Below are 24,706 nucleotides of genomic sequence, written 5' to 3'. Positions count from 1 at the left end.
ATCTCCTACGTGTCGTATACGAGCGTCAGCGCTGGGCCGCGGCGAGAGATTCCCGCGCGGCGGAGGCCACGTTCTCGGCGGTGAAGCCGAACTCCTTGAAAAGCACCTTGGCGTCCGCCGAAGCACCGAAGTGCTCCAGGGAGACGATGCGGCCGGCGTCTCCCACGTACTTGTGCCAGGTCAGGCCGATCCCGGCCTCCACCGCGACCCGGGCCTTCACGGACGGGGGCAGGACGCTGTCCCGGTACCCCTGGTCCTGCTGCTCGAACCACTCCACGGACGGCATGGACACCACCCGGGTCGGCACACCGTCGGCCTGGAGCTGCTCGCGCGCCCCGACGGCGACGTGCACCTCGGAACCGGTCGCGATGAGCACGACCTGCGCCTCGCCGCCTTCGGCGTCGAAGAGCACGTAGCCGCCCTTGGCCGCGTCCTCGTTGGGCTCGTACGTCGGCACGCCCTGGCGGGTCAGCGCCAGACCGTGCGGCTGGCCCTTGCCGAACTCCTTCGTCCAGCGGCGCAGGATCTCCCGCCAGGCGATCGCCGTCTCGTTGGCGTCGGCCGGCCGGACCACGTTCAGACCCGGGATGGCGCGCAGCGAGGCCAGGTGCTCGACCGGCTGGTGCGTCGGGCCGTCCTCGCCCAGACCGATGGAGTCGTGCGTCCACACGTACGTCACCGGCAGGTGCATCAGCGCCGACAGACGCACCGCGTTGCGCATGTAGTCGGAGAAGACCAGGAACGTTCCGCCGTAGATGCGGGTGTTGCCGTGCAGCGCGATGCCGTTCATCTCCGCGGCCATCGCGTGCTCGCGGATGCCGAAGTGGATGGTGCGGCCGTACGGGTCGGCCTCCGGCAGCGGGTTGCCCGCGGGGAGGAAGGACGACGTCTTGTCGATCGTCGTGTTGTTCGAACCCGCGAGGTCGGCCGAGCCGCCCCACAGCTCCGGGATCACCGCGCCGAGCGCCTGGAGCACCTTGCCGGACGCGGCACGGGTCGCCAGGCCCTTGCCCGCCTCGAAGACCGGGATCTTCTCCTCCCAGCCCGTGGGCAGCTCGCCCTTGGCGACGCGGTCGTACTCGGCGGCGCGCTCCGGGTTGTTGTCCCGCCACTGCTGGAAGGACTTCTCCCACACCGCGCGGGCCGCCTGGCCCTTCTCCAGCGCCTTGCGGGTGTGCTCGATGACCTCGTCGGAGACCTCGAAGGACTTCTCCGCGTCGAAGCCCAGGACCCGCTTGGTCGCCGCGACCTCGTCGTCGCCGAGCGCCGAGCCGTGCGCGGCCTCGGTGTTCTGCGCGTGCGGGGCGGGCCAGGCGATGATCGAACGCATGGCGATGAAGGACGGCCGGTCGGTGACCTTCTTCGCCTCCTCGATCGCGTCGTAGATCGCGTTCGGGTCCAGGTCGCCGTCCGGCTTCGGGGCGACACGCTGGACGTGCCAGCCGTACGCCTCGTACCGCTTGCAGGTGTCCTCGGAGACGGCGGTCTCGGTGTCGCCCTCGATGGAGATGTGGTTGTCGTCCCACAGGAGCACCAGGTTGCCGAGCTTCTGGTGACCGGCCATCGAGGACGCCTCGGAGGAGATGCCCTCCTGGAGGCAGCCGTCACCGGCGATGCAGTAGACGAAGTGGTCGAACGGGGACTCGCCCTCGGCGGCCTCCGGGTCGAACAGGCCGCGCTCGTAGCGGGCGGCCATCGCCATGCCCACCGCGTTGGCGACACCCTGGCCCAGCGGGCCGGTCGTGGTCTCCACGCCCGTGGTGTGGCCGTACTCCGGGTGGCCGGGGGTCTTGGAGCCCCAGGTGCGGAAGGACTCCAGGTCCGCCAGCTGAAGGCCGAAACCGGCCAGGTACAGCTGGGTGTAGAGGGTCAGGGACGAGTGCCCCGCGGACAGCACGAAACGGTCGCGCCCGACCCAGTTCGCGTCGGCGGGGTCGTGCCGCATCACCTTCTGGAAGAGGGTGTAGGCGGCGGGCGCCAGGCTCATCGCCGTACCCGGATGGCCGTTGCCAACCTTCTGTACGGCATCGGCGGCCAGGACGCGGGCGGTGTCCACGGCCCGCTGGTCCAGTTCGGTCCACTCGAGGTCTGTGGTGGTCGGCTTGGTGCTCACCCTGAGTCAGGGCTCCTCTCCACATGTCGGTTGCCGGTGCACGAGTGCACCGGCTGCCGGCGCGTCCGTGAGTCGGCCGGCCATGGCCGAGCCTACCCCCGTAAGTACGTGCGTTTTTCCGATGGAAACCAGACTGCCGGGACTCTTGTGGATCCGCCTGTCGACTGGGCGAAACCGCATTCGGCAAGTGAATACGGAGCCGCTCATCTGACTGCTCAATCGACTCTCCGAACGCACGTCGGAGCGGCCTCGCCAACACGAGCCCACCCCCGCGAAGGCCGAGGTATGGGCAACGTCTAAAGTGGCGTGGTACGCGCGAGCCTTTACCGCCACTTCACACGGGGAGGCTTGCTGGGATGTCTCTGTCAGGGGTGTGCGTGACGGCCGTTGAATCCCGTCCTGCGGGGGTTATCGGGACGAACCAGAGCCCGAGTCACCGGCCGTTCGGGGCCCGTGTCAAGGCGTTCGTGGCGCTGACCAAGCCGCGGATCATCGAGCTTCTGCTGATCACCACCGTTCCGGTGATGTTCCTCGCCGAACAGGGTGTTCCGAATCTGAAGCTGGTGCTGCTGACCTGCGTCGGCGGTTATCTGTCGGCCGGCGGCGCCAACGCGCTGAACATGTACATCGACCGCGACATCGACGCGCTGATGGACCGGACCTCGCAGCGCCCGCTGGTGACCGGCATGGTCAGCCCGGTGGAATGCCTCGTCTTCGGCATCACCCTGGCGATCGTCTCCACGCTGCTGTTCGGCCTCACCGTCAACTGGCTCTCGGCCTGGCTCTCGCTCGGCGCGCTCCTCTTCTACGTGGTCGTCTACACGATGATCCTGAAGCGCCGCACCTCGCAGAACATCGTCTGGGGCGGCATCGCGGGCTGTCTGCCGGTGCTCATCGGCTGGTCGGCCGTGACCAACTCGATGTCCTGGGCGCCGGTCATCCTCTTCGGGGTGATGTTCTTCTGGACGCCGCCGCACTACTGGCCGCTGTCCATGAAGGTCAAGGAGGACTACGCGCGCGTCGGCGTGCCGATGCTCCCGGTGATCGCCTCCAACAAGGTCGTCGCCCGGCAGATCGTCATCTACAGCTGGGTGATGGTCGTGGTGTCGCTGCTGCTGCAGCCGCTCGGCTACACCGGCTGGTTCTACACGGCGGTGGCCCTGGCCGCCGGCGGCATGTGGCTGTGGGAGGCGCACGGGCTGCAGAACCGCGCCAAGGCCGAGGTGACCGGCGGCAAGCTCAAGGAGATGCGGCTGTTCCACTGGTCCATCACCTACGTGTCGGTGCTGTTCCTGGCGATCGCGGTGGACCCCTTCCTGCGCTGAGCACTTCTCGTGAAGCCGTCCGACGGGCGGGGCGCGTGGTCAAGGCCACGCACCCCGCCCGTCGCCGTTTGATCTACCCGTCGGTAGCATCCTGGTCATGGCAGACACGCAGCAGGTGGACACGGAGCAGTCCGGCGCGAAGGGTGGCTGGGCCGACCGGTGGGCCGCGTACGAGGTGACCCGGACGGCCGGGCGGATCGGCTCCTTCGCCAAGGCCCACGGCGGCGCCGAGGCCCAGGTGGCGTACCTCGGCGAGCGCGGCGCCCGGATCGTCCTCGTCGGCGCGGACGGCGCCTGGGGCGACCTGGTCGCGCGCACCCACGCGAGCGCGCTGAAGGCCGTCGAGCAGTCCGGGATCACCGTCCACGAGGACTTCGACGGCGAGTTCGCGGCCAAGGTCACCACGGGCCGCTACGAGTGGTCGCGCATGGCCGGCATCCAGGTCGGGGGCCCGAGCAACACCTGAGGGCGGGTTCACCCGTTAGGACCGTAGGAAGCCGCGAGGCACGCGGACCGCGAGTCGTGCGGGCCGCGAGGCACACGAGCCGCGCGGCGCACGGTCCCAGCGCGGGGAGCCCGGATGATCGAAACGCCGTCCCTGGTGGACCAGTACTGCCACGGCGTCCTGAGAACGGAGCTGGGCCTCGGCACCTTCGAGGCCCAGCTGGCCCGCACCGAGGGCCCGCCCGCCCCGGGCACCACCCTCTTCGACACCCAGACCGGCTTCGCGGTACGCCGCTGGTGCCCGCCCCTGCTCGGTCTGGAACCGCACTGCCCGCCCGCCCGCTACCTGGCCCGGCGCCGTGAACTGGGCGTCATGGAGGCCGACCGCAGACTCCTGCGCGGCAGCGGCATCACCACCTACCTGGTCGACGCGGGACTGCCCGGAGACCTCACAGGACCCACCGAGATGGCCACCGCCGCGGACGCGGACACGCGTGAGGTCGTGCGCCTGGAGTTGCTCGCCGAGCAGGTCGCCGACACCTCGGGCACCGTCGAGTCCTTCCTCGCCAACCTCGCCGAGGCCGTGCACGGCGCCGCCGCGAACGCGGTCGCCTTCACCTCCGTCGCCGGGGTACGGCACGGCCTGGCCCTCGCCCCGGAGCCGCCGGGCCCCGGCGAGGTGCGCGGGGCCGCCGCCCGCTGGCTGACCGGGCGCGAGGTCGGCGGGGAGCTGAGCGACCCGGTCCTGCTGCGCCACCTGCTGTGGATCGCCGTCGCCTCCGGCCTGCCGCTCCAGCTGCACGCGGGCCTCGGCGAACCGGGCCTGCGCATCGACCGCACCGACCCGGTCCTGCTCACCGACTTCGTACGGGCCACCGCCGGACTCGGCACCGACCTGGTCCTGCTGCACGGCTATCCCTACCACCGCCACGCCGCCCACCTGGCCGGGGTCTTCCCGCACGTCTACGCCGACTCGGGCGCCGCCCTCGTACGCACCGGCGCCCGGGCCGCCACGGTCCTCGCGGAGATCCTGGAGCTGGCCCCCTTCGGCAAGATCCTGTTCTCCAGCGGTGCCCAGGGCCTGCCCGAACTGCACGTCGTCGCCGCCCGGCTGTTCCGCGAGGCCCTCGGGCGGGTGCTGGGCGCCTGGGTGGCCGAGGGGGCGTGGTCGCTCGGGGACGCGCAGCGGGTCGCGGGGATGATCGCCTCGGGGAACGCGGCGCGGGTGTACGGGCTGGAGTGACGGGTGTACACACCGGCAGGGCTCGTCGAGACTGGGCGCATGCCGACCGACACCCTGCTCGACCGTTTCCTCACCGGCCTCACGCCCCTCGACCCCGTCGCCGTCTGGGCCCACGGTTCACTGGGCGCGGGCGACTACCAGGAGGGCCGCAGCGACCTGGACCTGATCGCGGTCCTGCCCCGGCCGGCCACGGCGCGCACGGCCTGGCGGCTCGGGCTGCTCCACGCCCGCCTGCGCGCCGAGCCCCTGGCCGGGCTGCTGCACTGCACCTACCTGTCGCCCGACACGGTCGCCGACGCTGACCAGCGGCATCTGACCTGGGCCCACCAGCAGCTCTTCAAACGGACGGTCACCCCGGTCACCCGGCGCGAACTCCACAGCTTCGGCCGCGTCCTGCACGGCGAGTCGCCCGAGCGGCTGATGCCGCCGGTGCCGGACCCGGAACTGGACGCCTTCGTCCTCCGTGACCAGCGGGAGTTCTGGCGTCCGCACGTGCGCAGGGCGGAGCTGTGGTCGCAGGACGTCTGGGTCGACCTGGGCCTGATCACCTTCGCCCGCGCCACCGTCACGCTGCGCGAGGGCCGCCTGATCACCAAGCGGGAGGCACTGGACGAGCTGCCCGCGCTGGGCGCGCCCGGCGAGGTCGTCGAGGACATCACCGAACGGCGGTACGGGACCCGGCCGCGACCCGCGGCCACGGGGGAGTGGACCGCCCGCCGCGCCGAGCTGACCCGGAGCTACCTGGGACCGGCGATCGACACGCTGGTGGCGTCGTACTCCTGAGCGGGCAGCCCCGGCGCCGTCTCCTCGGGCCGCTCGCGCAGCGCCAGCAGCACCCGCAGCACCGCGATCCACACCAGGCACGAGCCGAACATGTGCAGGCCGACCAGGACCTCGGGCAGGTCGGTGAAGTACTGGACGTACCCGATGACCCCCTGGGCGAGCAGCACCAGGAACAGGTCGCGGGTGCGGGCCAGTGGGCCCTTGGGCGCGTCGACCGCCTTCAGCACGAACCACAGGGCGAACGTCAGCGTCACCACGATCCACGCCAGGACGGCGTGCGCCTTGCTGATCATCTCCCAGTCGACCGGCATCCGCGGCACGTCGCTCGAGTCGCCCGCGTGCGGTCCCGCGCCGGTGACCACGGTGCCGACCACGACCAGCAGCGCGGAGACGACGACCATCACCCACACCAGCTGCTGCACGGACTTGCCGACCAGCGGGCGCGGTGCCGTGTCGCCCTCCCGGGTGCGCTGCCACATCACCGTGGCCAGGGTCAGCAGCGCCGTCGTCGCCACGAAGTGCGCCGCGACCGTGTACGGGTTGAGGCCGACGAGCACGACGATGCCACCGAGCACGGCGTTGCTCATCACGACCCAGAACTGCGCCCACCCCAGCAGGGTGAGGCTGCGCCGGTAGGGCTTCTGCGAGCGGGCGGCGATGATCGCCCAGCCGACGGCGGCACACAGCACGTAGGTCAGCATGCGGTTGCCGAACTCGATGATGCCGTGGAAGCCCATCTCGCTCGTGGTGGTGAGCGAGTCGTCGGTGCACTTGGGCCAGGTCGGGCAGCCGAGGCCCGAGCCGGTGAGCCGGACGGCGCCGCCGGTGACGACGATGACCACGGACATCACGAGGGGCGCGAGGGCCGCCCGCTGGACCGTCCGGGGGGTCGGGGTCCAGCGCGCGGCGATGAAGGCGAGCGGGTTGCGCACGGCGGCTACGGCGTCGGCACGGGTCACGTTTGGCACGCCGTCCATCGTAGGCGCCCGCTTGTGCACGCTTTCACGAGGGTCGGTCCGTGGCATGTGTTCCTACTCCCAGCGGAAGAACTTCCCCGCGGCCGCGAGCCCCACGACCGCCCACCCGGCGAGGATCCCCAGGTCGCCCCAGGGCATCGCCGCCCCGTGCTGGAGGACGTCCCGGAGTCCGTCCGACAGGGCGGAGATGGGCAGCAGCCCCAGCACGTCCTGCGCCGCGTCCGGGAACTTGTCCAGCGGCACGATCACCCCGCCGCCCACGAGGAGCAGCAGGAAGACCAGGTTGGCGGCGGCCAGCGTGGCCTCCGCCTTCAGGGTGCCCGCCATCAGCAGCCCGAGCCCGGAGAAGGCGGCGGTGCCGAGGACCAGGAGCAGCAGCACGGCCGCCGGGTTGCCGTGCGGCGACCAGCCCAGGGCGAGGGCGATCACCGTCAGCAGCACGATCTGGAGCACCTCGATGACCAGCACCGACGCCGTCTTCGCGGTCATCAGGGCCCAGCGCGGCAGCGGGGAGGCGGCCAGCCGCTTCAGCACCCCGTACCGGCGCTCGAAGCCGGTGGCGATGGCCTGCCCGGTGAACGCCGTCGACATCACGGCCAGCGCGAGGATGCCGGGGGTGAGGAAGTCGACCGCCTCCCCGGCTCCGGTGTCGATGATGTCCACGGAGCTGAACAGGACGAGCAGCAGGGTCGGGATGATCACCGTCAGCAGCAGCTGCTCGCCGTTGCGCAGCAGCATCTTCGTCTCGAGCACGGCCTGCGCCGCGATCATGCGCCCGAGCGGAGCGGCGCCGGGCCTGGGCGCGTACGTCCCCGCGGCGCCGGGCGTGCCCGTGTCCCCCGGTGTCCCTGTGGTCGTGGTCACCCGCGCAGCTCCTTGCCGGTCAGCTCCAGGCTGTGTCCTCCCGGGGGGCAACCCCCGGACCCCCGGCCGTCCTCGGTTTCGACCGAAATCATGAGCGCAGCTCCTTGCCGGTCAGCTCCAGAAAGACGTCCTCCAGTGTGTGCCGCTCCACCGAGATGCGGTCCGGCATCACCCCGTGCTGGGCGCACCAGGAGGTCACCGTCGCCAGCAGCTGCGGGTCGACCTTGCCGTTCACCCGGTAGGAGCCCGGGGTCAGCTCGGCGGCGGCGGAGTCCGGGGGCAGCGCCTTGAGCAGGGACGCGACGTCCAGTCCCGGGCGGCCCGTGAACCGCAGGGTGTTCTCGGCGCCGCCGCGGCACAGCTCCTCCGGGGTGCCCTGGGCGACGACCCGGCCGGTGTCGACGATGGCGACGTCGTCGGCCAGCTGCTCGGCCTCGTCCATGTGGTGCGTGGTGAGGATCACCGAGACCCCGTCGCCGCGCAGGTCCCGCACGAGGTCCCAGGTGCCGCGGCGGGCCTGCGGGTCGAGGCCGGCGGTCGGCTCGTCCAGGAAGACCAGCTCCGGGCGGCCGACCACGGCCATCGCGAGGGCGAGCCGCTGCTGCTGCCCGCCCGAGAGCCTGCGGTACGTGGTGCGGCCGCACGAGCCGAGACCGAGCCGCTCGATCAGCGCGTCGACGTCCAGCGGGTGGGCGTGCAGCTTCGCGACGTGGCGCAGCATCTCGTCCGCGCGGGCGCCGGAGTAGACGCCGCCGGACTGGAGCATCACGCCGATCCGCGGGCGCAGCTCGGCGCTCTGCCGCACCGGGTCCAGGCCCAGGACGCGCACCGTTCCGGAGTCCGGTCTGCGGTATCCCTCACAGGTCTCGACCGTGGTCGTCTTGCCCGCCCCGTTGGGGCCGAGCACGGCGGTGACGCCCGTGCGGGCCACCAGGTCGAGGCCGTTCACCGCGGTCTTCGTGCCGTACCGCTTCACCAGGGCCTGGACCTGGAGCACGGGCTCGCTTCGCATGGGTCACGAGTCTAGGGAGACGGACGAGCGGCCGGGCGCGGGGGTGTGGAAAACCGTGGGTAACCTCTTCCGGCCCGGAGCGGGGCTCACTCGCGGGGGCGGTGCAGCGGCAGCCACCGTTCGGCGTAGGCGACCGCGTCCGGCAGGGAGAACAGGCGCACGTCGGCCGCGCCGACCCTGCCGCGCACGACGGGACGGTCGCGTTCGAAGTCGTGGCCCAGTTCGTCGAAGCGCTCCGACGTGATCGACACCTCGGTCACTCGTTCCCAGCCCACCGGCCCCGGGCGCCCCACCTCCACCAGCGGGGCGGGGATCCGGTACTCGGCGAGGTGGAAGGCGGTGCACGCGTCGTAACCCGCGCCGAGCAGCAGGACCCGGGCGTCCAGCCGCTCCAGCGTGGCCAGCGGGCTGCGCTCGCCCAGCCGGCAGTCGGTCGCGTGCCCGGCGACCACCTCGGCGGCGCGGGCGCCCAGGGCCGCGAAGGAGGTCTGCGGATGGGCGCTGCGCCGGGCGCCGGGCCAGGTGCGGACCGTCTCCGGGACCACGCCGACGCCGCGCGAGGGCGTGATCAGCGGGTCGTACGGGGGCGTCGCCGCGCGGACGGCCTCCCACCACGCCTCGGGCACCGGCGGGCTGGTCCACAGGGCCGGGTCCGAGAGGTCGCCCGTCTGCGTCGGGACCACCAGGGTGCCGCCCGGGCCGAGCACGTCGAGCAGCGCCTGGACGACCGCGACAGGGCCCCCGCAGACCCAGCCGAGCGAGCTGAGGGAGGAGTGCACGAGGAGGGTGTCGCCGGTGCGCACACCCAGTTCGCGCAGCCCGGCGGCGAGCGTGCCGCGGGTGACGAGTGGGCCGGTCGCAGGGGGCGTGGGCATGCGGGGGAGTGTTCCGGAAGCCGGTCGCGGACGCCAGTGGATTGCCCGGCGTCCGATCGATCAAAGATCGTTTCCGCAGGTCACCTTAGGTATGCCTAAGTGACGCAGGGCACCGTCCGATGATCCGGACGCGGCTTGCCCGTCCCGGAGGAATTACGCAACAATGGCGTTGTGAAAAACGTCGGTGAGGCTCCGCAGGAGGAACTCGCGACCGGTGAGCGGTCCACCCGCAACCGGGTCGCGCGCTCCATCCTGGACCACGGGCCCTCGACCGTCGCCGAGCTCGCCGGGCGCCTGGGCCTGACCCAGGCCGCCGTCCGGCGCCACCTCGACGCCCTGGTCGCCGACGACGTGGTCGAGGCCCGCGAGCAGCGGGTCTACGGCGCGCGCACGCGCGGGCGGCCCGCCAAGGTCTTCGCGCTGACCGACTGCGGCCGGGACGCCTTCGACCAGTCGTACGACAAGCTGGCCGCCGACGCCCTGCGCTGGATCGCCGAGCAGGAGGGCGGGGAGCAGGCGATCGCCGCCTTCGCCCGCGCCCGCATCGCCGCCCAGTCGGGCGCGTACCGCGCGGCCGTCGAGTCCGTCCCCGCCGAAAAGCGCGCCGAAGCGCTGGCCAAGGCCCTGAGCGAGGACGGGTACGCTGCTACCGCGCGGAGCGCACCCCACCCCCAGCAGGGCGAGCAGCTGTGCCAGCACCACTGCCCGGTCGCCCACGTCGCGGAGCAGTTCCCGCAGCTGTGCGAGGCGGAGACGGAATTTTTCGCCGAGCTGCTCGGTACGCATGTACAGCGTCTGGCGACCATCGCGCACGGCGACGGGGTCTGCACCACGTTCATTCCGAAGACTTCGCACGCGCCACCCCCGGCGCGCGCGCCCCAGAACACTGCTAACGCATCTGCAAGCACGGCCGGGAGGAACCCCGCATGACTCTCCCCACGGAGACTGCTCACCCCGAGCTCGAGGGCCTGGGCAAGTACGAATACGGCTGGGCCGACTCCGACACGGCCGGCGCCTCTGCCAAGCGCGGCATCAACGAGGACGTCGTCCGCGACATCTCCGCGAAGAAGAACGAGCCGGAGTGGATGACCAAGCTCCGTCTCAAGGGCCTGCGCCTCTTCGAGAAGAAGCCCATGCCGAACTGGGGCTCGGACCTGTCGGGGATCGACTTCGACAACATCAAGTACTTCGTGCGCTCCACGGAGAAGCAGGCGGAGTCCTGGGAGGACCTGCCCGAGGACATCAAGAACACGTACGACAAGCTCGGCATCCCCGAGGCGGAGAAGCAGCGCCTCGTCGCCGGTGTCGCCGCGCAGTACGAGTCCGAGGTCGTCTACCACCAGATCCGCGAGGACCTGGAGGAGCAGGGCGTCATCTTCCTGGACACCGACACGGCCCTGAAGGAGCACCCGGAGCTCTTCAAGGAGTACTTCGGCACCGTCATCCCCGTCGGTGACAACAAGTTCGCCTCGCTGAACAGCGCCGTGTGGTCCGGCGGCTCCTTCATCTACGTGCCGAAGGGCGTGCACGTCGAGATTCCGCTCCAGGCCTACTTCCGTATCAACACGGAGAACATGGGCCAGTTCGAGCGGACCCTGATCATCGTCGACGAGGGTGCCTACGTGCACTACGTCGAGGGCTGCACCGCGCCGATCTACAAGTCGGACTCGCTGCACTCCGCGGTCGTCGAGATCATCGTCAAGAAGAACGCCCGCTGCCGCTACACGACCATCCAGAACTGGTCGAACAACGTCTACAACCTGGTCACCAAGCGCGCCGTGGCGTACGAGGGCGCGACCATGGAGTGGATCGACGGCAACATCGGCTCCAAGGTGACGATGAAGTACCCGGCCGTCTACCTGATGGGCGAGCACGCCAAGGGCGAGACCCTGTCCATCGCCTTCGCGGGCGAGGGCCAGCACCAGGACGCCGGCTCCAAGATGGTCCACATGGCGCCGAACACCTCCTCCAACATCGTCTCGAAGTCCGTGGCGCGCGGCGGCGGCCGCACCTCCTACCGCGGTCTCGTCGAGATCGGCGAGGGCGCCCACGGCTCCAAGTCGAACGTGCTGTGCGACGCGCTGCTGGTCGACACCATCTCCCGCTCCGACACGTATCCCTACGTGGACGTCCGCGAGGACGACGTGTCCATGGGCCACGAGGCGACCGTCTCCAAGGTCTCCGAGGACCAGCTCTTCTACCTGATGAGCCGCGGTCTGAGCGAGTTCGAGGCGATGGCGATGATCGTGCGCGGCTTCGTCGAGCCGATCGCGAAGGAGCTGCCCATGGAGTACGCCCTCGAGCTCAACCGGCTGATCGAGCTGCAGATGGAGGGCGCGGTCGGCTGACCCCCGCCCCCACCGCAGTCACCAGATCCAGGAACGTAGGAAGAGAGCAGACCGACAGCCATGGCTGAGGCTCAGAACATCCCCGTGGGGTCCACCACCGCGGGCCAGATCGCGGTGGCCGCCGAGTCGACCGTCGCCACGCGCATGAGCGCACCCGCGTCCTTCGACGTGGCGGACTTCCCGGTCCCCCACGGCCGCGAGGAGGAGTGGCGGTTCACCCCGCTGGAGCGGCTGCGCGGGCTGCACGACGGCACCGCCGTCGCCACCGGCGACGGCGTGAAGGTCGACATCGAGGCGCCCGAGGGCGTCGTCGTCGAGACCGTCGGCCGCGACGACGCGCGCATCGGCCGGGCCGGGACCCCCGTGGACCGGATCGCCGCCCAGGCCTACTCGGCGTTCGAGAAGGCCGGCGTGATCACCGTCCCCAAGGAGACGGTCCTCACCGAGCCGATCCGCATCGCCGTGCACGGCGAGGGCGGCACCGCCTACGCCCACCAGGTCGTCGAGCTGGGCGCCTTCGCCGAGGCCGTGGTCGTCATCGACCACACCGGCGACGCGGTGCTCGCCGCGAACGTCGACTACGTCCTGGGCGACGGCGCCAAGCTGACCGTCGTGTCCGTCCAGGACTGGGACGACAAGGCGGTCCACGTCGGCCAGCACAACGCCCTGGTCGGCCGCGACGCGACCTTCAAGTCCTTCGTGGTCACCTTCGGCGGAGACCTGGTCCGGCTGCACCCGCGCGTGGCCTACGCCGGACCCGGCGGCGAGGCCGAGCTGTTCGGCCTGTACTTCACCGACGCCGGCCAGCACCAGGAGCACCGCCTCCTGGTCGATCACAACGTCCCGCACTGCAAGTCGAACGTCGTCTACAAGGGCGCGCTCCAGGGCGACGACGCGCACGCGGTGTGGATCGGCGACGTGCTGATCGAGGCCGCGGCCGAGGGCACCGACACCTACGAGATGAACCGCAACCTCGTCCTCACCGACGGCGCGCGGGTCGACTCCGTGCCGAACCTGGAGATCGAGACCGGCGAGATCGTCGGCGCCGGTCACGCCTCCGCCACCGGCCGCTTCGACGACGAGCAGCTCTTCTACCTGATGGCCCGCGGCATCCCCGAGCTGGACGCCCGCCGCCTGGTGGTCCACGGCTTCTTCGCCGAGCTGGTCCAGCAGATCGGCGTCGAGGACATCCAGGAGCGCCTGCTCAGCAAGATCGCACAGGAGCTGGAGGCGTCGGTCGCATGACCTTCGTACGCGTCTGTGGAGCGGACGAGCTGGAGGAGGACACCCCCAAGCGGGTGGAACTCGACGGCACGCCCATCTCCGTCGTGCGGACCGAGGGCGAGCTCTTCGCGATCCACGACATCTGCTCGCACGCGAACGTCTCGCTGGCCGAGGGCGAGGTCGACGACTGCCACATCGAGTGCTGGCTGCACGGCTCGCGCTTCGACCTCCGCTCCGGCAAGCCCGACAGTCTTCCGGCGACGCGCCCCGTCCCCGTATACCCCGTAAAGATCGAAGAGGGCAGCGTCCTCGTTGACGTACGCGCCTCCCTCACCCAGGAGTCCTGAGGCACCCATGGCAACGCTTGAAATCCGAGACCTGCACGTCACCGTCGAGGCCGACAACGCCACGAAGGAGATCCTCAAGGGCGTCGACCTCACCGTGAAGCAGGGCGAGACGCACGCCATCATGGGCCCGAACGGCTCCGGCAAGTCGACCCTCGCCTACTCGCTGGCGGGTCACCCCAAGTACACGATCACCGGCGGCACCGTCACCCTCGACGGCGAGGACGTCCTGGAGATGTCCGTCGACGAGCGCGCCCGCGCCGGCCTGTTCCTCGCCATGCAGTACCCGGTCGAGGTCCCCGGCGTCTCGGTCTCCAACTTCCTGCGCACCTCCGCCACCGCCGTCCGCGGCGAGGCCCCCAAGCTGCGGCACTGGGTCAAGGAGGTCAAGGAGGCCATGGAGCGCCTCAACATGGACCCCGCCTTCGCCGAGCGCAACGTCAACGAGGGCTTCTCCGGCGGTGAGAAGAAGCGCCACGAGATCCTCCAGCTGGAGCTGCTCAAGCCGAAGGTCGCGATCCTCGACGAGACCGACTCCGGCCTGGACGTCGACGCCCTGCGCGTCGTCTCCGAGGGCGTCAACCGCGTCCGCGAGTCCGGTGAGGTCGGCACCCTGCTGATCACGCACTACACGCGCATCCTGCGCTACATCAAGCCCGACCACGTCCACGTCTTCGCCAACGGCCGCATCGCAGAGTCGGGCGGCGCCGAGCTGGCCGACAAGCTGGAGGCCGAGGGCTACGAGGCATACACGAAGGGCGGCGCATCCGAGTGACACAGCTGCCGGGCCTCCTCGACACCGAGGCGATCCGCAAGGACTTCCCCATCCTGGACCGCCAGGTCCACGACGGGCACAAGCTCGTGTACCTGGACAACGCGGCGACCAGTCAGAAGCCGCGACAGGTGCTGGACGCGCTCAGCGAGTACTACGAGCGCTACAACGCCAACGTCCACCGCGGCGTGCACGTCCTCGCCGAGGAGGCCACGGCGCTGTACGAGGGCGCGCGTGACAAGGTCGCGGAGTTCGTCAACGCGCCCTCGCGCGACGAGGTGATCTTCACCAAGAACGCCTCGGAGTCCCTCAACCTGGTCGCGAACATGCTGGGCTGGGCCGACGACCCCTACCGCGTGGACCACGAGACCGAGATCGTCATCACGGAGATGGAGCACCACTCCAACATCGTGCCGTGGCAGCTGCTCTCGCAGCGCACCGGCGCGAAGCTCCGCTGGTTCGGTCTCACGGACGACGGCCGCCTGGACCTGTCCAACATCGACGAGGTCATCACCGAGAAGACGAAGATCGTCTCCTTCGTGCTGGTCTCCAACATCCTGGGCACCCAGAACCCGGTCGAGGCGATCGTGCGCCGCGCCCAGGAGGTCGGCGCGCTCGTGTGCATCGACGCCTCCCAGGCCGCGCCGCACATGCCGCTGGACGTGCAGGCCCTCCAGGCCGACTTCGTGGCCTTCACCGGCCACAAGATGTGCGGCCCGACCGGCATCGGCGTCCTGTGGGGCCGCCAGGAGCTGCTCGAGGACCTCCCGCCGTTCCTCGGCGGCGGCGAGATGATCGAGACCGTCTCGATGCACTCCTCCACCTACGCCCCGGCCCCGCACAAGTTCGAGGCGGGCACGCCCCCCATCGCGGGCGCGGTCGGCCTGGGCGCGGCGATCGACTACCTGAACTCCATCGGCATGGACAAGATCCTCGCCCACGAGCACGCGCTGACCGAGTACGCGGTCAAGCGCCTGCTGGAGGTCCCGGACCTGCGCATCATCGGCCCCACCACGGCCGAGGAGCGCGGCGCGGCGATCTCCTTCACGCTGGGGGACATCCACCCGCACGACGTGGGCCAGGTCCTCGACGAGCAGGGCATCGCGGTCCGGGTCGGCCACCACTGCGCCCGCCCCGTCTGCCTGCGCTACGGAATTCCTGCGACCACGCGAGCGTCGTTCTATCTGTACTCCACGCCGGCCGAGATCGACGCGCTGGTCGACGGCCTGGAGCACGTACGGAACTTCTTCGGCTGACGGGACGAGCGAAGAGCATGAAGCTGGACTCCATGTACCAGGAAGTCATCCTGGACCACTACAAGAACCCGCACGGGCGGGGCTTGCGGGATGGCGACGCCGAGGTCCACCACGTCAACCCGACATGCGGCGACGAGATCACGCTCCGCGTGAAGTACGACGGCACGACGATCAGCGACGTCAGCTACGAGGGCCAGGGCTGCTCCATCAGCCAGGCGAGCGCCTCCGTGCTGAACGACCTGCTGGTCGGCAAGGACCTCGCCCAGGCGCAGCGCATCCAGGAGACCTTCCTGGAGCTGATGCAGTCCAAGGGCAGGATCGAGCCCGACGACGCGATGGAGGAGGTCCTGGAGGACGCGGTCGCGTTCGCCGGGGTCTCGAAGTACCCGGCCCGGGTCAAGTGCGCCCTGCTGAGCTGGATGGCCTGGAAGGACGCGACCGCCCAGGCGCTGGACGGCGCCGACGCCGAGAAGGAGACGACGGCATGAGCGAGACCCTGGAGATGAAGCCGGCCTCGGAGGAGGAACTCCGCGAGGCCCTGATGGACGTCGTGGACCCCGAGCTGGGCATCGACGTCGTCAACCTCGGCCTGATCTACGGCATCCACGTCGACGACGCGAACATCGCGACCGTCGACATGACCCTGACGTCGGCGGCCTGTCCGCTGACCGACGTGATCGAGGACCAGGCCAAGTCCGCCACGGACGGCCTCGTCAGCGAGCTGCGCATCAACTGGGTCTGGATGCCGCCGTGGGGCCCCGACAAGATCACGGACGACGGCCGCGAGCAACTGCGCGCGCTGGGGTTCAACGTCTGAGCCACATCGGCAGCACTGCTTTTCGGGAACGGCGGCACCTCCGGGTGTCGCCGTTCCCGTGTTCGCACCCGCCCGCGCCCCGCGTTATGTACGCTCGTACACATGGGATATCTGCTCCTGGCCGGAGCCATCGCCGCCGAGGTCGCCGGCACCACCGCCATGAAGTACAGCGAGGGCTTCAGCAGACTCGTGCCGTCCCTGCTGACGGCACTCGCCTACGTCCTCTCCTTCGCGCTGCTCGCCCAGACCCTGAAGATCCTCGCCGTCGGCACGGCCTACGCCATCTGGGCCGGGGTGGGCACCGCCGCCATCGCCACCATCGGCGTCGCCTTCATGGGCGAGGGGATGACGCTCACCAAGGCCGCCGGCATCGCGCTGATCATCATCGGCGTCGTCGTCCTCAATCTGGGCGGAGCGCACTGATGCCCCGCCGCCACGATCCGGAGCGCCGTCAGCGCCTCATCGACGCGGCGATCAGGGTCGTCGGGCAGAAGGGCATCGCGGGCCTCAGCCATCGCACCGTCGCCGCCGAGGCGGACGTCCCGCTCGGCTCCACGACCTACCACTTCGCCACCCTCGACGACCTCATGGTCGCCGCCCTGCGCCAGGCCAACGAGGGCTTCGCCAGGGTCGTCGCGGCGCACCCGGCCCTGTCCGACCCCGACGCCGACCTGCCCGGCGAACTCGCCCGCGTCCTCGGTGCATGGCTGGGCGGCGACCGCACCGGCGTGGAGCTGGAGTACGAGCTGTACCTCGCCGCCCTGCGCCGCCCCGCGCTGCGCCCGGTCGCCGCCGAGTGGGCCGAGGGCGTGGGCGCCCTGCTCGCCGCCCGCACGGACCCCGTGACGGCCCGCGCCCTGGTCGCCGTACTGGACGGCATCTGCCTCCAGGTGCTGCTGACGGACACGCCGTACGACGAGGAGTACGCCCGGGAGGTGCTGACCCGGCTGATCCCCGCGCCCGGCACGCGAGACGCCTCCGGGCCCGGCTCGCATCGGCGGGCGGCGGCCGGTTAGGTTGCCCTCATGACCGACACGACTGCTCCCCGCACCACCGGCGCCGTGGCCGCCGGCCTCGCCACGATCGCCGCCGACGGCACCGTCCTCGACACCTGGTTCCCGGCCCCCGAACTGTCCGACGAGCCCGGTCCCTCCGGCACCGAGCGCCTCACCGCCGAACAGGCCGCCGAACTCCTGGGCGGCGGCGCGACCGCCGCGGTCGGTCCGGACACCCGCCGCGGCGTCGAGGTGGTCGCGGTCCGCACGGTCATCTCCTCGCTGGACGAGAAGCCGGTCGACACGCACGACGTCTACCTGCGCCTGCACCTGCTCTCCCACCGCCTGGTCAAGCCGCACGGCCAGAGCCTGGACGGCATCTTCGCCCACCTCGCCAACGTCGCCTGGACCTCGCTGGGTCCGGTCGCCGTGGACGACATCGAGAAGGTCCGCCTCAACGCCCGCGCCGAGGGCCTGCACCTCCAGGTCACCTCGATCGACAAGTTCCCCCGCATGACGGACTACGTCGCCCCCAAGGGCGTCCGCATCGCCGACGCCGACCGCGTCCGGCTCGGCGCGCACCTGGCCGAGGGCACCACGGTCATGCACGAGGGCTTCGTCAACTTCAACGCCGGGACGCTGGGCACCTCGATGGTCGAGGGCCGCATCTCCGCGGGCGTCGTCGTCGGCGACGGCTCCGACATCGGCGGCGGCGCCTCCACCATGGGCACCCTCTCCGGCGGCGGCAACGTCCGCATCGTCATCGGCGAGCGCTGCCTGGTCGGCGCCGAGGCGGGCGTCGGCATCGCCCTGGGCGACGAGTGCGTGGTCGAGGCCGGCCTCTACGTCACCGCGGGCACCCGCGTCACGATGCCCGACGGCCAGGTCGTCAAGGCCCGCGAACTCTCCGGCGCCTCCCACATCCTCTTCCGCCGCAACTCGGTCACCGGCACGGTCGAGGCCCGCCCGAACAACGCGGTGTGGGGCGGCCTGAACGAGGTGCTGCACAGCCACAACTGAGCCGACGCAGGCTCGCCGAGCGCCCTTTCCCGCCCTCGCGGGGAGGGCGCTCAGGTGTCTGCGGGGGAGGTCTTGGGGGAGGCTTTGGCGGTGGCGTCCTCCTGTTGGCGGCGGACGATCTCCGTGATCCAGGCAGGAGCGTACGGGGAGGTGCAGCCCGGGGGAGTGGGGTAGTCCTTCAGGACGCCGAGGCGTTCGCCGACGGCGAGGGCGCGGGGGCGGTGTTCGGGGTGGTCGATGCCGATCCGGGCCAGGCAGTGGTTCATCGCCCACTGGAGGCGGTCCGGGGCGTCCTTCATCTCGGACTCGACGGTGTCCAGGAGGGCCGTGAGGTCGAGACCCGCCGGTCTCCTCGTCACGCGTTCGGTGGTGAGCGCCCAGCCGGCGCTCGCGACCACCGGGTCCGGGTCGGCGGTCCAGGCCACGCGCAGTTCCTCGGCGTGCGGGTTCTTCTTCACCACGTAGGCGACGAGCCAGTCGTGCACCTTGGGGGTGCGGGCCTGGCGCAGCATGGTGTCCAGCTCGTCGCGGTCGTAGGACTTGGGGCGGCAGACCAGGAGGGCCAGCAGGCGTGCGGCGGTGTCGTCCGTGGCCCAGAGGCTGCGGGCGAGTTCGGGCTGTGTCCTCAGGCGCTTCGCGAGCGCGCGCAGCCTGGTGAGGTTCACACCGTGGTCGTCGCCGTGCTTCTCGTTCACGGCCCGGATCCGCGGGTCCTCGAGCCCGGCCAGCTCGGTCATCACCTCGGCCACCGTCGGCGCGGCCTGCGTCCTGTCCGGTGTCCTCTCCGGCATCTCGGCCGCCTCCTGTCGCCGCCTGTCGGTCTCCTGTGCGCGCCCAGCCTACGGGGCTCACCGTTTCAGGGCCCGGTACCTCTTCAGCAGTGCGGTGACGCGAGCCTGGTCGGCCGCGCCGTTCAGCTCGGTCAGGAGGTCGTCGGGGCACAGCTCGTAGAGGTCGCCCCACCAGCGGCGGCCCCTGGTGTCCCAGATCCGGTATCCGCCCGGGACACCCCGGGCCACGTAGCGTCTTCTGCTCATCGCGCGCACCGTAACCCGCACGTACGGATGACCGCCCGTGACTTTCCGGTGGTCTTGGCGGATGAACGGGTGGACGCAGAGTCCGATCAGACGCCGATCCGACGAGACGAGGACCTGGGATGACGCCTGAGAACACGCCCGAGACGCCGAACGAGCGGGTGAGGGCCGCGGCGCGCCGCCTGCTGGCCGGGGCGGGGGCCGCGGTGCTGGTGTGCTGCGGGTCGGTGTGGGCCGCGGGCGCCGCGCACGCCGACGAGACGACGACCGGTTCGCACAACGGCCCCCGGGTGGGGCTCCTCAACGTCCACGTCGGCCAGATCGACGACCCGGCGGAGGACGTACTGGAGCACACCCTGCTGTTCGGCGACGGTTACGCCTGGGACTGACCGGCGTCGGCGGCCAGTTCCTCGTAGGCCGCCAGCAGCGAGGCCGTGGTCTCCCGGTCCGCGGACCGCAGCGGTGCGCGGACCGGGCCGGCCGGCAGGCCCAGCGCGCCGAGGAGGGCCTTGGCGGTGACCGTGCCGGGCAGGCCGGCCGCCATCATCGACTCGACGAGCGGGACCGTCCGCCGCTGGAGCAGGGCGGCCCGGCCGGTGTCGCCCGCGTCGAAGGCGTCGAGGACGGCCCGGAACAGCTCCGGCACGACGTTGGCGACGGTGCTGACGTACCCCGCCGCTCCGATCGCGTACAGGGGGAGGACCTGTTCGTCGCAGCCCGCGTAGTACGCCAGACCGGTGCGGGACAGCACCTTCTGGGTGCCGAGGAGGTCGTACGAGCAGTCCTTGACGGCCACGATCCGCGGGTGACCGGCGAGCCGGACGACGGTGGCGGGTTCGATACGGGTGCCGGTGCGGCCCGGGATGTCGTACAGCATCACGGGCAGGCCGCTCGCGTCGGCGACCTCGCGGAAGTGCGCCTCCAGGGCGTCCTGCGGCGGCCTGCTGTAGTACGGCGCGACCACCAGCACCCCGTCCGCTCCGGCCTTCTCGGCGGCCAGGGCCAGTTCCACGGTGTGCCGGGTGTCCGCGGTGCCGACCCCGGCGACGAGTGCCGCACGGTCCCCGACCGCCTCCCGGACGGCCGTCACCAGCGCCGCCTTCTCGGCGTCCGTGGTGGTCGGCGACTCGCCCGTGGTGCCGGCCAGCACCAGGCCGTCACAGCCCCGCGCGACCAGCCGGTCGGCGAGCCGCTGGGCGCCGTCGAGGTCGAGCGCGCCGGAGCCGGTGAAGGGCGTGACCATGGCGCACAGGGCGCGGCCGAAGGGGGCGGAGTCGTCGTCTGTCGTCATGGGAGTAGTGTCGGCGGCCGAACAGTGTAGCTCCACTTAATTCTGCTACGAGGTATCTGTAAGGAATGCTTCGGAGTGGAGAGGGGAGTCAGGGTCGGCGACGGTGCGGGTGAGGGCAGGGGTAGTGCCGCTCGGCCCGGGGTACCCGGGGTGCTCCGAACCGAGAGGAGGCGGGAACACCGTGACCGGAACCATGCACACCAGGCCGGTGCGCGACGAGCAGCACTCCGTGGGCGAACTCGTCGGGCAGGCCACCGAACAGCTCTCCCGGCTCGTGCGCCAGGAAGTGGCCCTCGCCAAGATGGAACTGGCCGAGAAGGGCAAGCGTGCGGGGCGCGGCGGCGGAATGCTCGGTGCCGCGGGCGCCATCGCCTACGTGGGCCTGTTCGCCCTGGCCGGCACGGCCGCCGCCGCGCTCTCGCTGGTACTGCCCGTGTGGGCGGCGGCGCTCATCGTGACGGCGGCGCTCTTCGTGATCGCCGGCGTACTGGCCATGACCGGTCGCGCCCAGCTCCGCCGGGCCGTGCCACCCAAGCCCGAGGAGACCCTCGGCAGCGTCCGGGCCGACGTGGATCAGATCAGGGAAAGGGCACATCGATGACCGACGCGACGAGCCGGGACGGTTCGAGGAGCGGCGCCACCGCGCAGCCGGTCGGCGGGGCCAAGGGCCCCGACGAGCTGCGGCAGCAGATCGAACAGACCCGCGGCCAGCTCGGCGACACCGTGGAGGAGCTGGCGGGCAAGGCCGACGTGAAGGGCCGCGCCAAGGCCCGGGCCGCCGACCTGAAGGACAGGGCCGGGGCCATGACCGTGCAACTGCGCAGCTCCGCCGCGCACGCCGGGCACGCCGTCCAGGACAAGGCGGGCCGGGCCGGGCACACCGCGCACGGCAAGGCCGCCCGGGCTCGGGACGACGGGGAGCGGCACGCGCGGCCCGGGCGGGCGCGCGGCACGGTGCGGGCCGGGCTCGGGCATCCGCGCGCCGTGCTGGCCGCCGGGGCCGTGGCGGGCGTGGTGGTCGCGGCGAGCCTCGTGCGGCGCCGGCAGCACGGGCACTGCTGAGAACAACGCTGCCGGGAGGGGCTTGACCTCAACCTTGGTCGAGGTCGGAGGGTGGTGCGTGCACCCACCGTGCGCGCACCACCCTCGCTGTGCGTCCGACGACCATCGACCACCGGAGGCCGGCATGACCCGCCGCACCGACGCCCATCCCCGGCTCGACCGCCCCGACGTTCTGGCACCCTTCTTCAGCACCTGGAGAGTGGGTACCCCCGAACGGCAGCGGCAGACCGTCGACGCCATCGCCCGCACCTGGGAGAGCCGGCCCTGGCCCGCCGAGGACCTGCGCGGCTACCACGTCTACACCGGGCACGACGGCAGCACGCTGCTGCACCACTCCCAGTGGGCGAGCGAGCAGGCGTACGAGGCCTTCGCGCTGCATCCGACAGCGGCTTCGCCGCGGGCGCACCGGCAGGAGCGCGTCGACGAGATCGACACCGCCGTGCCGGGCATCGAGCGGCTGAGGCTCGGCAGGTACCGGCGCTACCGCAGCGCCACCCGCGAGGACCGGGCGGCAGCCGCGGTCCCCGGCTGCATCGTGATCGTGGACGTCGAGTTCGAGGGGCCCGACCCCGACCGGCAGCGCGCCTGGGTCGACGCCGTCTTCGAGGCCCTGGAGAGCGAGCCGACACCGCGCCCGGGAGGCATCTCCGCCCACTTCCACCTCAGCACCGACGGCACGCGCGTGCTCAACTACGCCGAGTGGGAGAGCGCGCAGGCCCATCTCGACGCCCTGGCCGCACCCGGCGACGGTGTCGGCTCGACGACACCCCAGTGGGAGCGGGTGCGGAACTGGCCGGGCCTGACCGGGGGCGGCGGGGTCAGCCGCTACGACCACGCGCTGGGCCTCGTGCCCCGCTGACCCCCCGAACCCGCCCCCACCGGGGTCCTGTTACGGACGGAAGCGCAGCACCTGCGGGTCGTGGTCGCTGATCTGGTCGTGGAACTCGGCGTTGACGTGCACGCTGTCGTAGGACAGGTGTCCGGCGCGGCGCACCGACGGGCTGACCAGGATCTGGTCCAGGACCTGGCTGTTGCCCTGGTAGACGTACGAGTAGCGCTCGCTCCTCGGCAGCGACTTCACCGCCGACCACAGGGCCCCGTCACCCTCCAGGATGCGGGCGGTCCGGGAGAACTCGAAGTCGTTGATGTCGCCGAGCGCGACGACGTCCGCGTTCCTCTGGGCGGCCAGGATCTCCTTGACGAAGGTGTTCACCACCGTCGCCTGGGCGTGGCGCTGGGTCTCGGAGCCGCGCGACGGCGGCTGGTACTGCGCCGTCAGACCCTGGTCGCCGCCCTTGGAGTTGAAGTGGTTGGCGATCACGAAGACCGTCCGGCCGCGGAAGACGAACTCGCCGGCCAGCGGCTTGCGGCTGTCCTCCCAGGCCGCGTTCGCCGGGTCGACCCGGCCGGGGGAGAGGGTCAGCGCCGCCCTGCCGCGCACCTTTTGCACCCCGGTCGCGGTGGTCGCGTCGCCGCCCGCCCGGTCGGTGAAGGAGACCCGCTCGGGGTTGAACAGGAACGCCTGGCGGATGTTGCCGCCGGGCTCGCCGCCGTCCGCCTTGTCCACGGGGTCGATGCCGCGCCACTCGTAGCGCGGGCCGCCGGCCGCGACGATCGCGTCGATCAGCCTGGCGACCGTCGCGTCGGCCGCCACGGTGCCGTCGTCCGTGGCGCCGTTGTTGTCCTGGATCTCCTCCAGCGACACGATGTCGGGGGACTTCAGGTGGTGCACGATCGTTTCGGCGTGCGCGGCGAAGGTGTCGTCCGACGGGTCGAGGTTCTCGACGTTGTACGTGGCCACCGCCAGCTCGCGCGCGCTCTGCCGGCGCGTCGACTCGCGCTCCGTGCCGCCCCGCTCCAGGGCGCCGATCTCGCTCGCGACCAGCGTGTATCCGCCGTACTGGTTGTAGTCCAGCGGACCGGCGGTGGTGCCGGCGAGGGTGTCGCCCACGTTCGCGTCGGGGAAGTCGGCCGGCTTGCCCAGCGACTGGATCTGCAGCCGGCCGGTGTTCCGGTCGTCGTAGGAGCCGTAGACCGTGCCGCCGCGGCGGTTCGGGTTCTCCCAGGGCTTCACCGTGACCCACAGCTCGGTGTACGGGTCGGAGGCGCCGACCACCCGGGCGTCGGAGACCCGGACGTTCATGCCCTCCAGGGACTCGTAGTAGTCCAGGGCGTACGTCCTCGGCCGCAGGGTCAGGCCGTTGACCGAGCCGTTCGCCGCCTCGTCGCCCTCGGGGGCGTACGCGCGGGGCACGGAGCGGGCCGAGACGGTCGTCGCGGCCGGGACCGCGTGGCCGCCGGAGACGACGGTGACCGTCGGGCGGGTGATCTCGGTCAGCGACTGGTTCCCCGAGGACGTGCCGCCGGGGACGTACTCCGAGACCGTGCCGGAGACGGTGACCGCGTCACCGACGGCGACCTCGGGAGCCTTGCTCGTGAAGACGAAGACGCCCTCACTGGTGGCCGGGTCCGCGTCCGGCCGCGGGTCCTGGATCCAGAAGCCCTTGGAGGAGCCGTAGCCGCGGACGCCGGTGACGATTCCGGCCACGTCCGTGACCTGCCGGCCGGCGTACGGGGACAGCCTGGTGCTGCCCTGGACGTCGTGGATCCGCAGGGAGCCGGCTGGTGCGGGGCCGGCGTGCGCGGGCGCGGTGAGGACGACGGTGGACGCCGCCGAGCAGACGGCGGCGACGGTGAGCGCGGCGAGGCGCGCGGAGGACTTGCTGGCCAACGGATCCCTCCGGGGATGTGACGTGGCGCGGGACTCTACGCGCGTCAATCTCCTGCTTGGTCCGGCCAGTTGTCAAGGTTTCGGCCATGTACACCACCCGACGGGGAGATGAACCGGGCGGCATGGGTGGAAACCCGTCTAGGCTGGGCCGTTGAGCCGCAGGCAGTCCGGATGCG

At 71.3% G+C, this 24,706-nt stretch carries 28 protein-coding genes; 19 read left to right on the top strand and 9 right to left on the bottom strand.

Annotated features, from left to right (window positions below; genetic code table 11):
* Positions 1–25: 25 nt before the first annotated feature.
* Complete coding sequence (tkt, locus tag ACZ7MF_RS33310; protein WP_471481971.1) at positions 26–2,113, bottom strand: transketolase; 2,088 nt, start codon at positions 2,111–2,113, stop codon at positions 26–28.
* A 356-nt stretch (positions 2,114–2,469) separates the two neighbouring features.
* On the opposite strand from tkt, the gene ACZ7MF_RS33305 reads away from it, so the two are divergent.
* From ACZ7MF_RS33305 to ACZ7MF_RS33290, 4 genes are all read left to right on the top strand, one after another.
* On the top strand, positions 2,470–3,438 hold the full coding sequence (locus tag ACZ7MF_RS33305) for a heme o synthase (protein WP_471481970.1): 969 nt from the start codon (positions 2,470–2,472) through the stop codon (positions 3,436–3,438).
* Between the two features lie 97 nt (positions 3,439–3,535).
* On the top strand, positions 3,536–3,904 hold the full coding sequence (locus ACZ7MF_RS33300) for a hypothetical protein (protein ID WP_471481969.1): 369 nt from the start codon (positions 3,536–3,538) through the stop codon (positions 3,902–3,904).
* 114 nt (positions 3,905–4,018) lie between these two features.
* Positions 4,019–5,125: an amidohydrolase family protein gene (locus ACZ7MF_RS33295; RefSeq protein WP_471481968.1), complete on the top strand. Its 1,107-nt coding sequence runs from the start codon at positions 4,019–4,021 to the stop codon at positions 5,123–5,125.
* Between the two features lie 39 nt (positions 5,126–5,164).
* Complete coding sequence (locus ACZ7MF_RS33290) at positions 5,165–5,908, top strand: nucleotidyltransferase (RefSeq protein WP_471481967.1); 744 nt, start codon at positions 5,165–5,167, stop codon at positions 5,906–5,908.
* Here ACZ7MF_RS33290 and ACZ7MF_RS33285 read toward each other — a convergent pair.
* The 4 genes from ACZ7MF_RS33285 to ACZ7MF_RS33270 form a co-directional block, all read right to left on the bottom strand.
* Complete coding sequence (locus ACZ7MF_RS33285; protein WP_471481966.1) at positions 5,863–6,885, bottom strand: COX15/CtaA family protein; 1,023 nt, start codon at positions 6,883–6,885, stop codon at positions 5,863–5,865. The two genes, ACZ7MF_RS33290 and ACZ7MF_RS33285, sit on opposite strands and share 46 nt — an antisense overlap.
* Before the next feature lie 54 nt (positions 6,886–6,939).
* Positions 6,940–7,749: an ABC transporter permease gene (locus ACZ7MF_RS33280; RefSeq protein WP_471481965.1), complete on the bottom strand. Its 810-nt coding sequence runs from the start codon at positions 7,747–7,749 to the stop codon at positions 6,940–6,942.
* An 88-nt stretch (positions 7,750–7,837) separates the two neighbouring features.
* Entirely contained in the window at positions 7,838–8,761 is a 924-nt protein-coding gene (locus ACZ7MF_RS33275) for an ABC transporter ATP-binding protein (protein WP_471481964.1), read from the bottom strand.
* Between the two features lie 86 nt (positions 8,762–8,847).
* Positions 8,848–9,636, bottom strand: a complete 789-nt coding sequence (locus ACZ7MF_RS33270) for an AAC(3) family N-acetyltransferase (RefSeq protein ID WP_471481963.1) — start codon at positions 9,634–9,636, stop codon at positions 8,848–8,850.
* A 171-nt stretch (positions 9,637–9,807) separates the two neighbouring features.
* On the opposite strand from ACZ7MF_RS33270, the gene ACZ7MF_RS33265 reads away from it, so the two are divergent.
* The 11 genes from ACZ7MF_RS33265 to dapD all read left to right on the top strand — a co-directional run bounded on the left by ACZ7MF_RS33265 (position 9,808) and on the right by dapD (position 18,412).
* A complete protein-coding gene (locus ACZ7MF_RS33265) occupies positions 9,808–10,566 on the top strand; it encodes a helix-turn-helix transcriptional regulator (protein ID WP_356861679.1) in 759 nt (252 codons plus the stop codon).
* Entirely contained in the window at positions 10,563–11,984 is a 1,422-nt protein-coding gene (gene sufB, locus ACZ7MF_RS33260) for a Fe-S cluster assembly protein SufB (protein WP_003976894.1), read from the top strand. Before ACZ7MF_RS33265 ends, sufB begins: the two co-directional genes overlap by 4 nt.
* Positions 11,985–12,044: 60 nt before the next feature.
* The gene (sufD, locus tag ACZ7MF_RS33255) at positions 12,045–13,229 is read left to right on the top strand and encodes a Fe-S cluster assembly protein SufD (RefSeq protein ID WP_471481962.1); all 1,185 of its coding nucleotides are present in this window, start codon (positions 12,045–12,047) and stop codon (positions 13,227–13,229) included.
* Positions 13,226–13,555: a non-heme iron oxygenase ferredoxin subunit gene (locus ACZ7MF_RS33250; protein WP_471481961.1), complete on the top strand. Its 330-nt coding sequence runs from the start codon at positions 13,226–13,228 to the stop codon at positions 13,553–13,555. Before sufD ends, ACZ7MF_RS33250 begins: the two co-directional genes overlap by 4 nt.
* A 7-nt stretch (positions 13,556–13,562) precedes the next feature.
* On the top strand, positions 13,563–14,327 hold the full coding sequence (gene sufC, locus ACZ7MF_RS33245) for a Fe-S cluster assembly ATPase SufC (protein WP_115741523.1): 765 nt from the start codon (positions 13,563–13,565) through the stop codon (positions 14,325–14,327).
* A complete protein-coding gene (locus tag ACZ7MF_RS33240; RefSeq protein ID WP_007448281.1) occupies positions 14,324–15,580 on the top strand; it encodes a cysteine desulfurase in 1,257 nt (418 codons plus the stop codon). Before sufC ends, ACZ7MF_RS33240 begins: the two co-directional genes overlap by 4 nt.
* Before the next feature lie 17 nt (positions 15,581–15,597).
* A complete protein-coding gene (sufU, locus tag ACZ7MF_RS33235; RefSeq protein ID WP_030868583.1) occupies positions 15,598–16,068 on the top strand; it encodes a Fe-S cluster assembly sulfur transfer protein SufU in 471 nt (156 codons plus the stop codon).
* Positions 16,065–16,397, top strand: coding sequence for a metal-sulfur cluster assembly factor (locus ACZ7MF_RS33230; protein ID WP_003976900.1), 333 nt, complete (start codon positions 16,065–16,067; stop codon positions 16,395–16,397). The genes sufU and ACZ7MF_RS33230 overlap by 4 nt, the downstream gene beginning before the upstream one ends.
* Before the next feature lie 102 nt (positions 16,398–16,499).
* A complete protein-coding gene (locus tag ACZ7MF_RS33225; protein ID WP_003976901.1) occupies positions 16,500–16,820 on the top strand; it encodes a DMT family transporter in 321 nt (106 codons plus the stop codon).
* On the top strand, positions 16,820–17,413 hold the full coding sequence (locus tag ACZ7MF_RS33220; protein WP_471481960.1) for a TetR/AcrR family transcriptional regulator: 594 nt from the start codon (positions 16,820–16,822) through the stop codon (positions 17,411–17,413). The genes ACZ7MF_RS33225 and ACZ7MF_RS33220 overlap by 1 nt, the downstream gene beginning before the upstream one ends.
* A gap of 9 nt (positions 17,414–17,422) precedes the next feature.
* On the top strand, positions 17,423–18,412 hold the full coding sequence (gene dapD, locus ACZ7MF_RS33215; protein WP_471481959.1) for a 2,3,4,5-tetrahydropyridine-2,6-dicarboxylate N-succinyltransferase: 990 nt from the start codon (positions 17,423–17,425) through the stop codon (positions 18,410–18,412).
* A gap of 50 nt (positions 18,413–18,462) precedes the next feature.
* Here dapD and ACZ7MF_RS33210 read toward each other — a convergent pair whose 3' ends face one another.
* Positions 18,463–19,203 carry a DNA alkylation repair protein gene (locus tag ACZ7MF_RS33210; protein ID WP_471481958.1) on the bottom strand — a complete coding sequence of 247 codons (741 nt, stop codon included), beginning with the start codon at positions 19,201–19,203 and terminating at the stop codon, positions 18,463–18,465.
* 57 nt (positions 19,204–19,260) lie between these two features.
* Positions 19,261–19,449 (bottom strand): hypothetical protein, encoded by a 189-nt coding sequence (locus ACZ7MF_RS33205; RefSeq protein WP_471481957.1) that lies wholly within the window; start codon positions 19,447–19,449, stop codon positions 19,261–19,263.
* 119 nt (positions 19,450–19,568) lie between these two features.
* Here ACZ7MF_RS33205 and ACZ7MF_RS33200 point away from each other — a divergent pair, with 119 nt between their 5' ends.
* Positions 19,569–19,835: a membrane protein gene (locus ACZ7MF_RS33200; RefSeq protein WP_003976906.1), complete on the top strand. Its 267-nt coding sequence runs from the start codon at positions 19,569–19,571 to the stop codon at positions 19,833–19,835.
* Here the strand turns inward: ACZ7MF_RS33200 and dapA are convergent.
* Positions 19,820–20,737: a 4-hydroxy-tetrahydrodipicolinate synthase gene (gene dapA, locus ACZ7MF_RS33195; RefSeq protein WP_471481956.1), complete on the bottom strand. Its 918-nt coding sequence runs from the start codon at positions 20,735–20,737 to the stop codon at positions 19,820–19,822. The genes ACZ7MF_RS33200 and dapA overlap by 16 nt on opposite strands.
* A gap of 181 nt (positions 20,738–20,918) precedes the next feature.
* Here dapA and ACZ7MF_RS33190 point away from each other — a divergent pair, with 181 nt between their 5' ends.
* The 3 genes from ACZ7MF_RS33190 (at position 20,919) to ACZ7MF_RS33180 (ending at position 22,658) form a co-directional block, all read left to right on the top strand.
* A complete protein-coding gene (locus ACZ7MF_RS33190) occupies positions 20,919–21,338 on the top strand; it encodes a phage holin family protein (RefSeq protein ID WP_226030390.1) in 420 nt (139 codons plus the stop codon).
* The gene (locus ACZ7MF_RS33185) at positions 21,335–21,799 is read left to right on the top strand and encodes a DUF3618 domain-containing protein (RefSeq protein WP_471481955.1); all 465 of its coding nucleotides are present in this window, start codon (positions 21,335–21,337) and stop codon (positions 21,797–21,799) included. The genes ACZ7MF_RS33190 and ACZ7MF_RS33185 overlap by 4 nt, the downstream gene beginning before the upstream one ends.
* Before the next feature lie 124 nt (positions 21,800–21,923).
* Positions 21,924–22,658 carry an antibiotic biosynthesis monooxygenase gene (locus tag ACZ7MF_RS33180; protein ID WP_471481954.1) on the top strand — a complete coding sequence of 245 codons (735 nt, stop codon included), beginning with the start codon at positions 21,924–21,926 and terminating at the stop codon, positions 22,656–22,658.
* Between the two features lie 30 nt (positions 22,659–22,688).
* On the opposite strand, the gene ACZ7MF_RS33175 is transcribed toward ACZ7MF_RS33180, so the two are convergent.
* Positions 22,689–24,530 (bottom strand): endonuclease/exonuclease/phosphatase family protein, encoded by a 1,842-nt coding sequence (locus ACZ7MF_RS33175; RefSeq protein WP_471481953.1) that lies wholly within the window; start codon positions 24,528–24,530, stop codon positions 22,689–22,691.
* Positions 24,531–24,706 lie beyond the last annotated feature (176 nt).

The sequence above is a fragment of the Streptomyces sp. NPDC111628 genome (genome assembly GCF_055635195.1).
Note: the sequence above shows the minus strand (reverse complement) of the source record. Positions and strands in the feature narration are given on the sequence as shown.

Excerpts from the sequence above, each read along its gene's own strand:
- ACZ7MF_RS33270 (WP_471481963.1), bottom strand. The coding sequence starts at position 9,636 with ATGCCCACGCCCCCTGCGACCGGCCCACTCGTCACCCGCGGCACGCTC.
- sufB (WP_003976894.1), top strand. The coding sequence starts at position 10,563 with ATGACTCTCCCCACGGAGACTGCTCACCCCGAGCTCGAGGGCCTGGGC.
- ACZ7MF_RS33225 (WP_003976901.1), top strand. The coding sequence starts at position 16,500 with ATGGGATATCTGCTCCTGGCCGGAGCCATCGCCGCCGAGGTCGCCGGC.
- ACZ7MF_RS33210 (WP_471481958.1), bottom strand. The coding sequence starts at position 19,203 with ATGCCGGAGAGGACACCGGACAGGACGCAGGCCGCGCCGACGGTGGCC.
- ACZ7MF_RS33205 (WP_471481957.1), bottom strand. The coding sequence starts at position 19,449 with ATGAGCAGAAGACGCTACGTGGCCCGGGGTGTCCCGGGCGGATACCGG.
- sufC (WP_115741523.1), top strand. The coding sequence starts at position 13,563 with ATGGCAACGCTTGAAATCCGAGACCTGCACGTCACCGTCGAGGCCGAC.
- ACZ7MF_RS33300 (WP_471481969.1), top strand. The coding sequence starts at position 3,536 with ATGGCAGACACGCAGCAGGTGGACACGGAGCAGTCCGGCGCGAAGGGT.
- sufD (WP_471481962.1), top strand. The coding sequence starts at position 12,045 with ATGGCTGAGGCTCAGAACATCCCCGTGGGGTCCACCACCGCGGGCCAG.
- ACZ7MF_RS33305 (WP_471481970.1), top strand. The coding sequence starts at position 2,470 with ATGTCTCTGTCAGGGGTGTGCGTGACGGCCGTTGAATCCCGTCCTGCG.
- ACZ7MF_RS33295 (WP_471481968.1), top strand. The coding sequence starts at position 4,019 with ATGATCGAAACGCCGTCCCTGGTGGACCAGTACTGCCACGGCGTCCTG.
- ACZ7MF_RS33250 (WP_471481961.1), top strand. The coding sequence starts at position 13,226 with ATGACCTTCGTACGCGTCTGTGGAGCGGACGAGCTGGAGGAGGACACC.
- ACZ7MF_RS33185 (WP_471481955.1), top strand. The coding sequence starts at position 21,335 with ATGACCGACGCGACGAGCCGGGACGGTTCGAGGAGCGGCGCCACCGCG.
- ACZ7MF_RS33220 (WP_471481960.1), top strand. The coding sequence starts at position 16,820 with ATGCCCCGCCGCCACGATCCGGAGCGCCGTCAGCGCCTCATCGACGCG.
- ACZ7MF_RS33180 (WP_471481954.1), top strand. The coding sequence starts at position 21,924 with ATGACCCGCCGCACCGACGCCCATCCCCGGCTCGACCGCCCCGACGTT.
- dapD (WP_471481959.1), top strand. The coding sequence starts at position 17,423 with ATGACCGACACGACTGCTCCCCGCACCACCGGCGCCGTGGCCGCCGGC.
- ACZ7MF_RS33285 (WP_471481966.1), bottom strand. The coding sequence starts at position 6,885 with ATGGACGGCGTGCCAAACGTGACCCGTGCCGACGCCGTAGCCGCCGTG.
- ACZ7MF_RS33200 (WP_003976906.1), top strand. The coding sequence starts at position 19,569 with ATGACGCCTGAGAACACGCCCGAGACGCCGAACGAGCGGGTGAGGGCC.
- dapA (WP_471481956.1), bottom strand. The coding sequence starts at position 20,737 with ATGACGACAGACGACGACTCCGCCCCCTTCGGCCGCGCCCTGTGCGCC.
- ACZ7MF_RS33275 (WP_471481964.1), bottom strand. The coding sequence starts at position 8,761 with ATGCGAAGCGAGCCCGTGCTCCAGGTCCAGGCCCTGGTGAAGCGGTAC.
- sufU (WP_030868583.1), top strand. The coding sequence starts at position 15,598 with ATGAAGCTGGACTCCATGTACCAGGAAGTCATCCTGGACCACTACAAG.
- ACZ7MF_RS33290 (WP_471481967.1), top strand. The coding sequence starts at position 5,165 with ATGCCGACCGACACCCTGCTCGACCGTTTCCTCACCGGCCTCACGCCC.
- ACZ7MF_RS33230 (WP_003976900.1), top strand. The coding sequence starts at position 16,065 with ATGAGCGAGACCCTGGAGATGAAGCCGGCCTCGGAGGAGGAACTCCGC.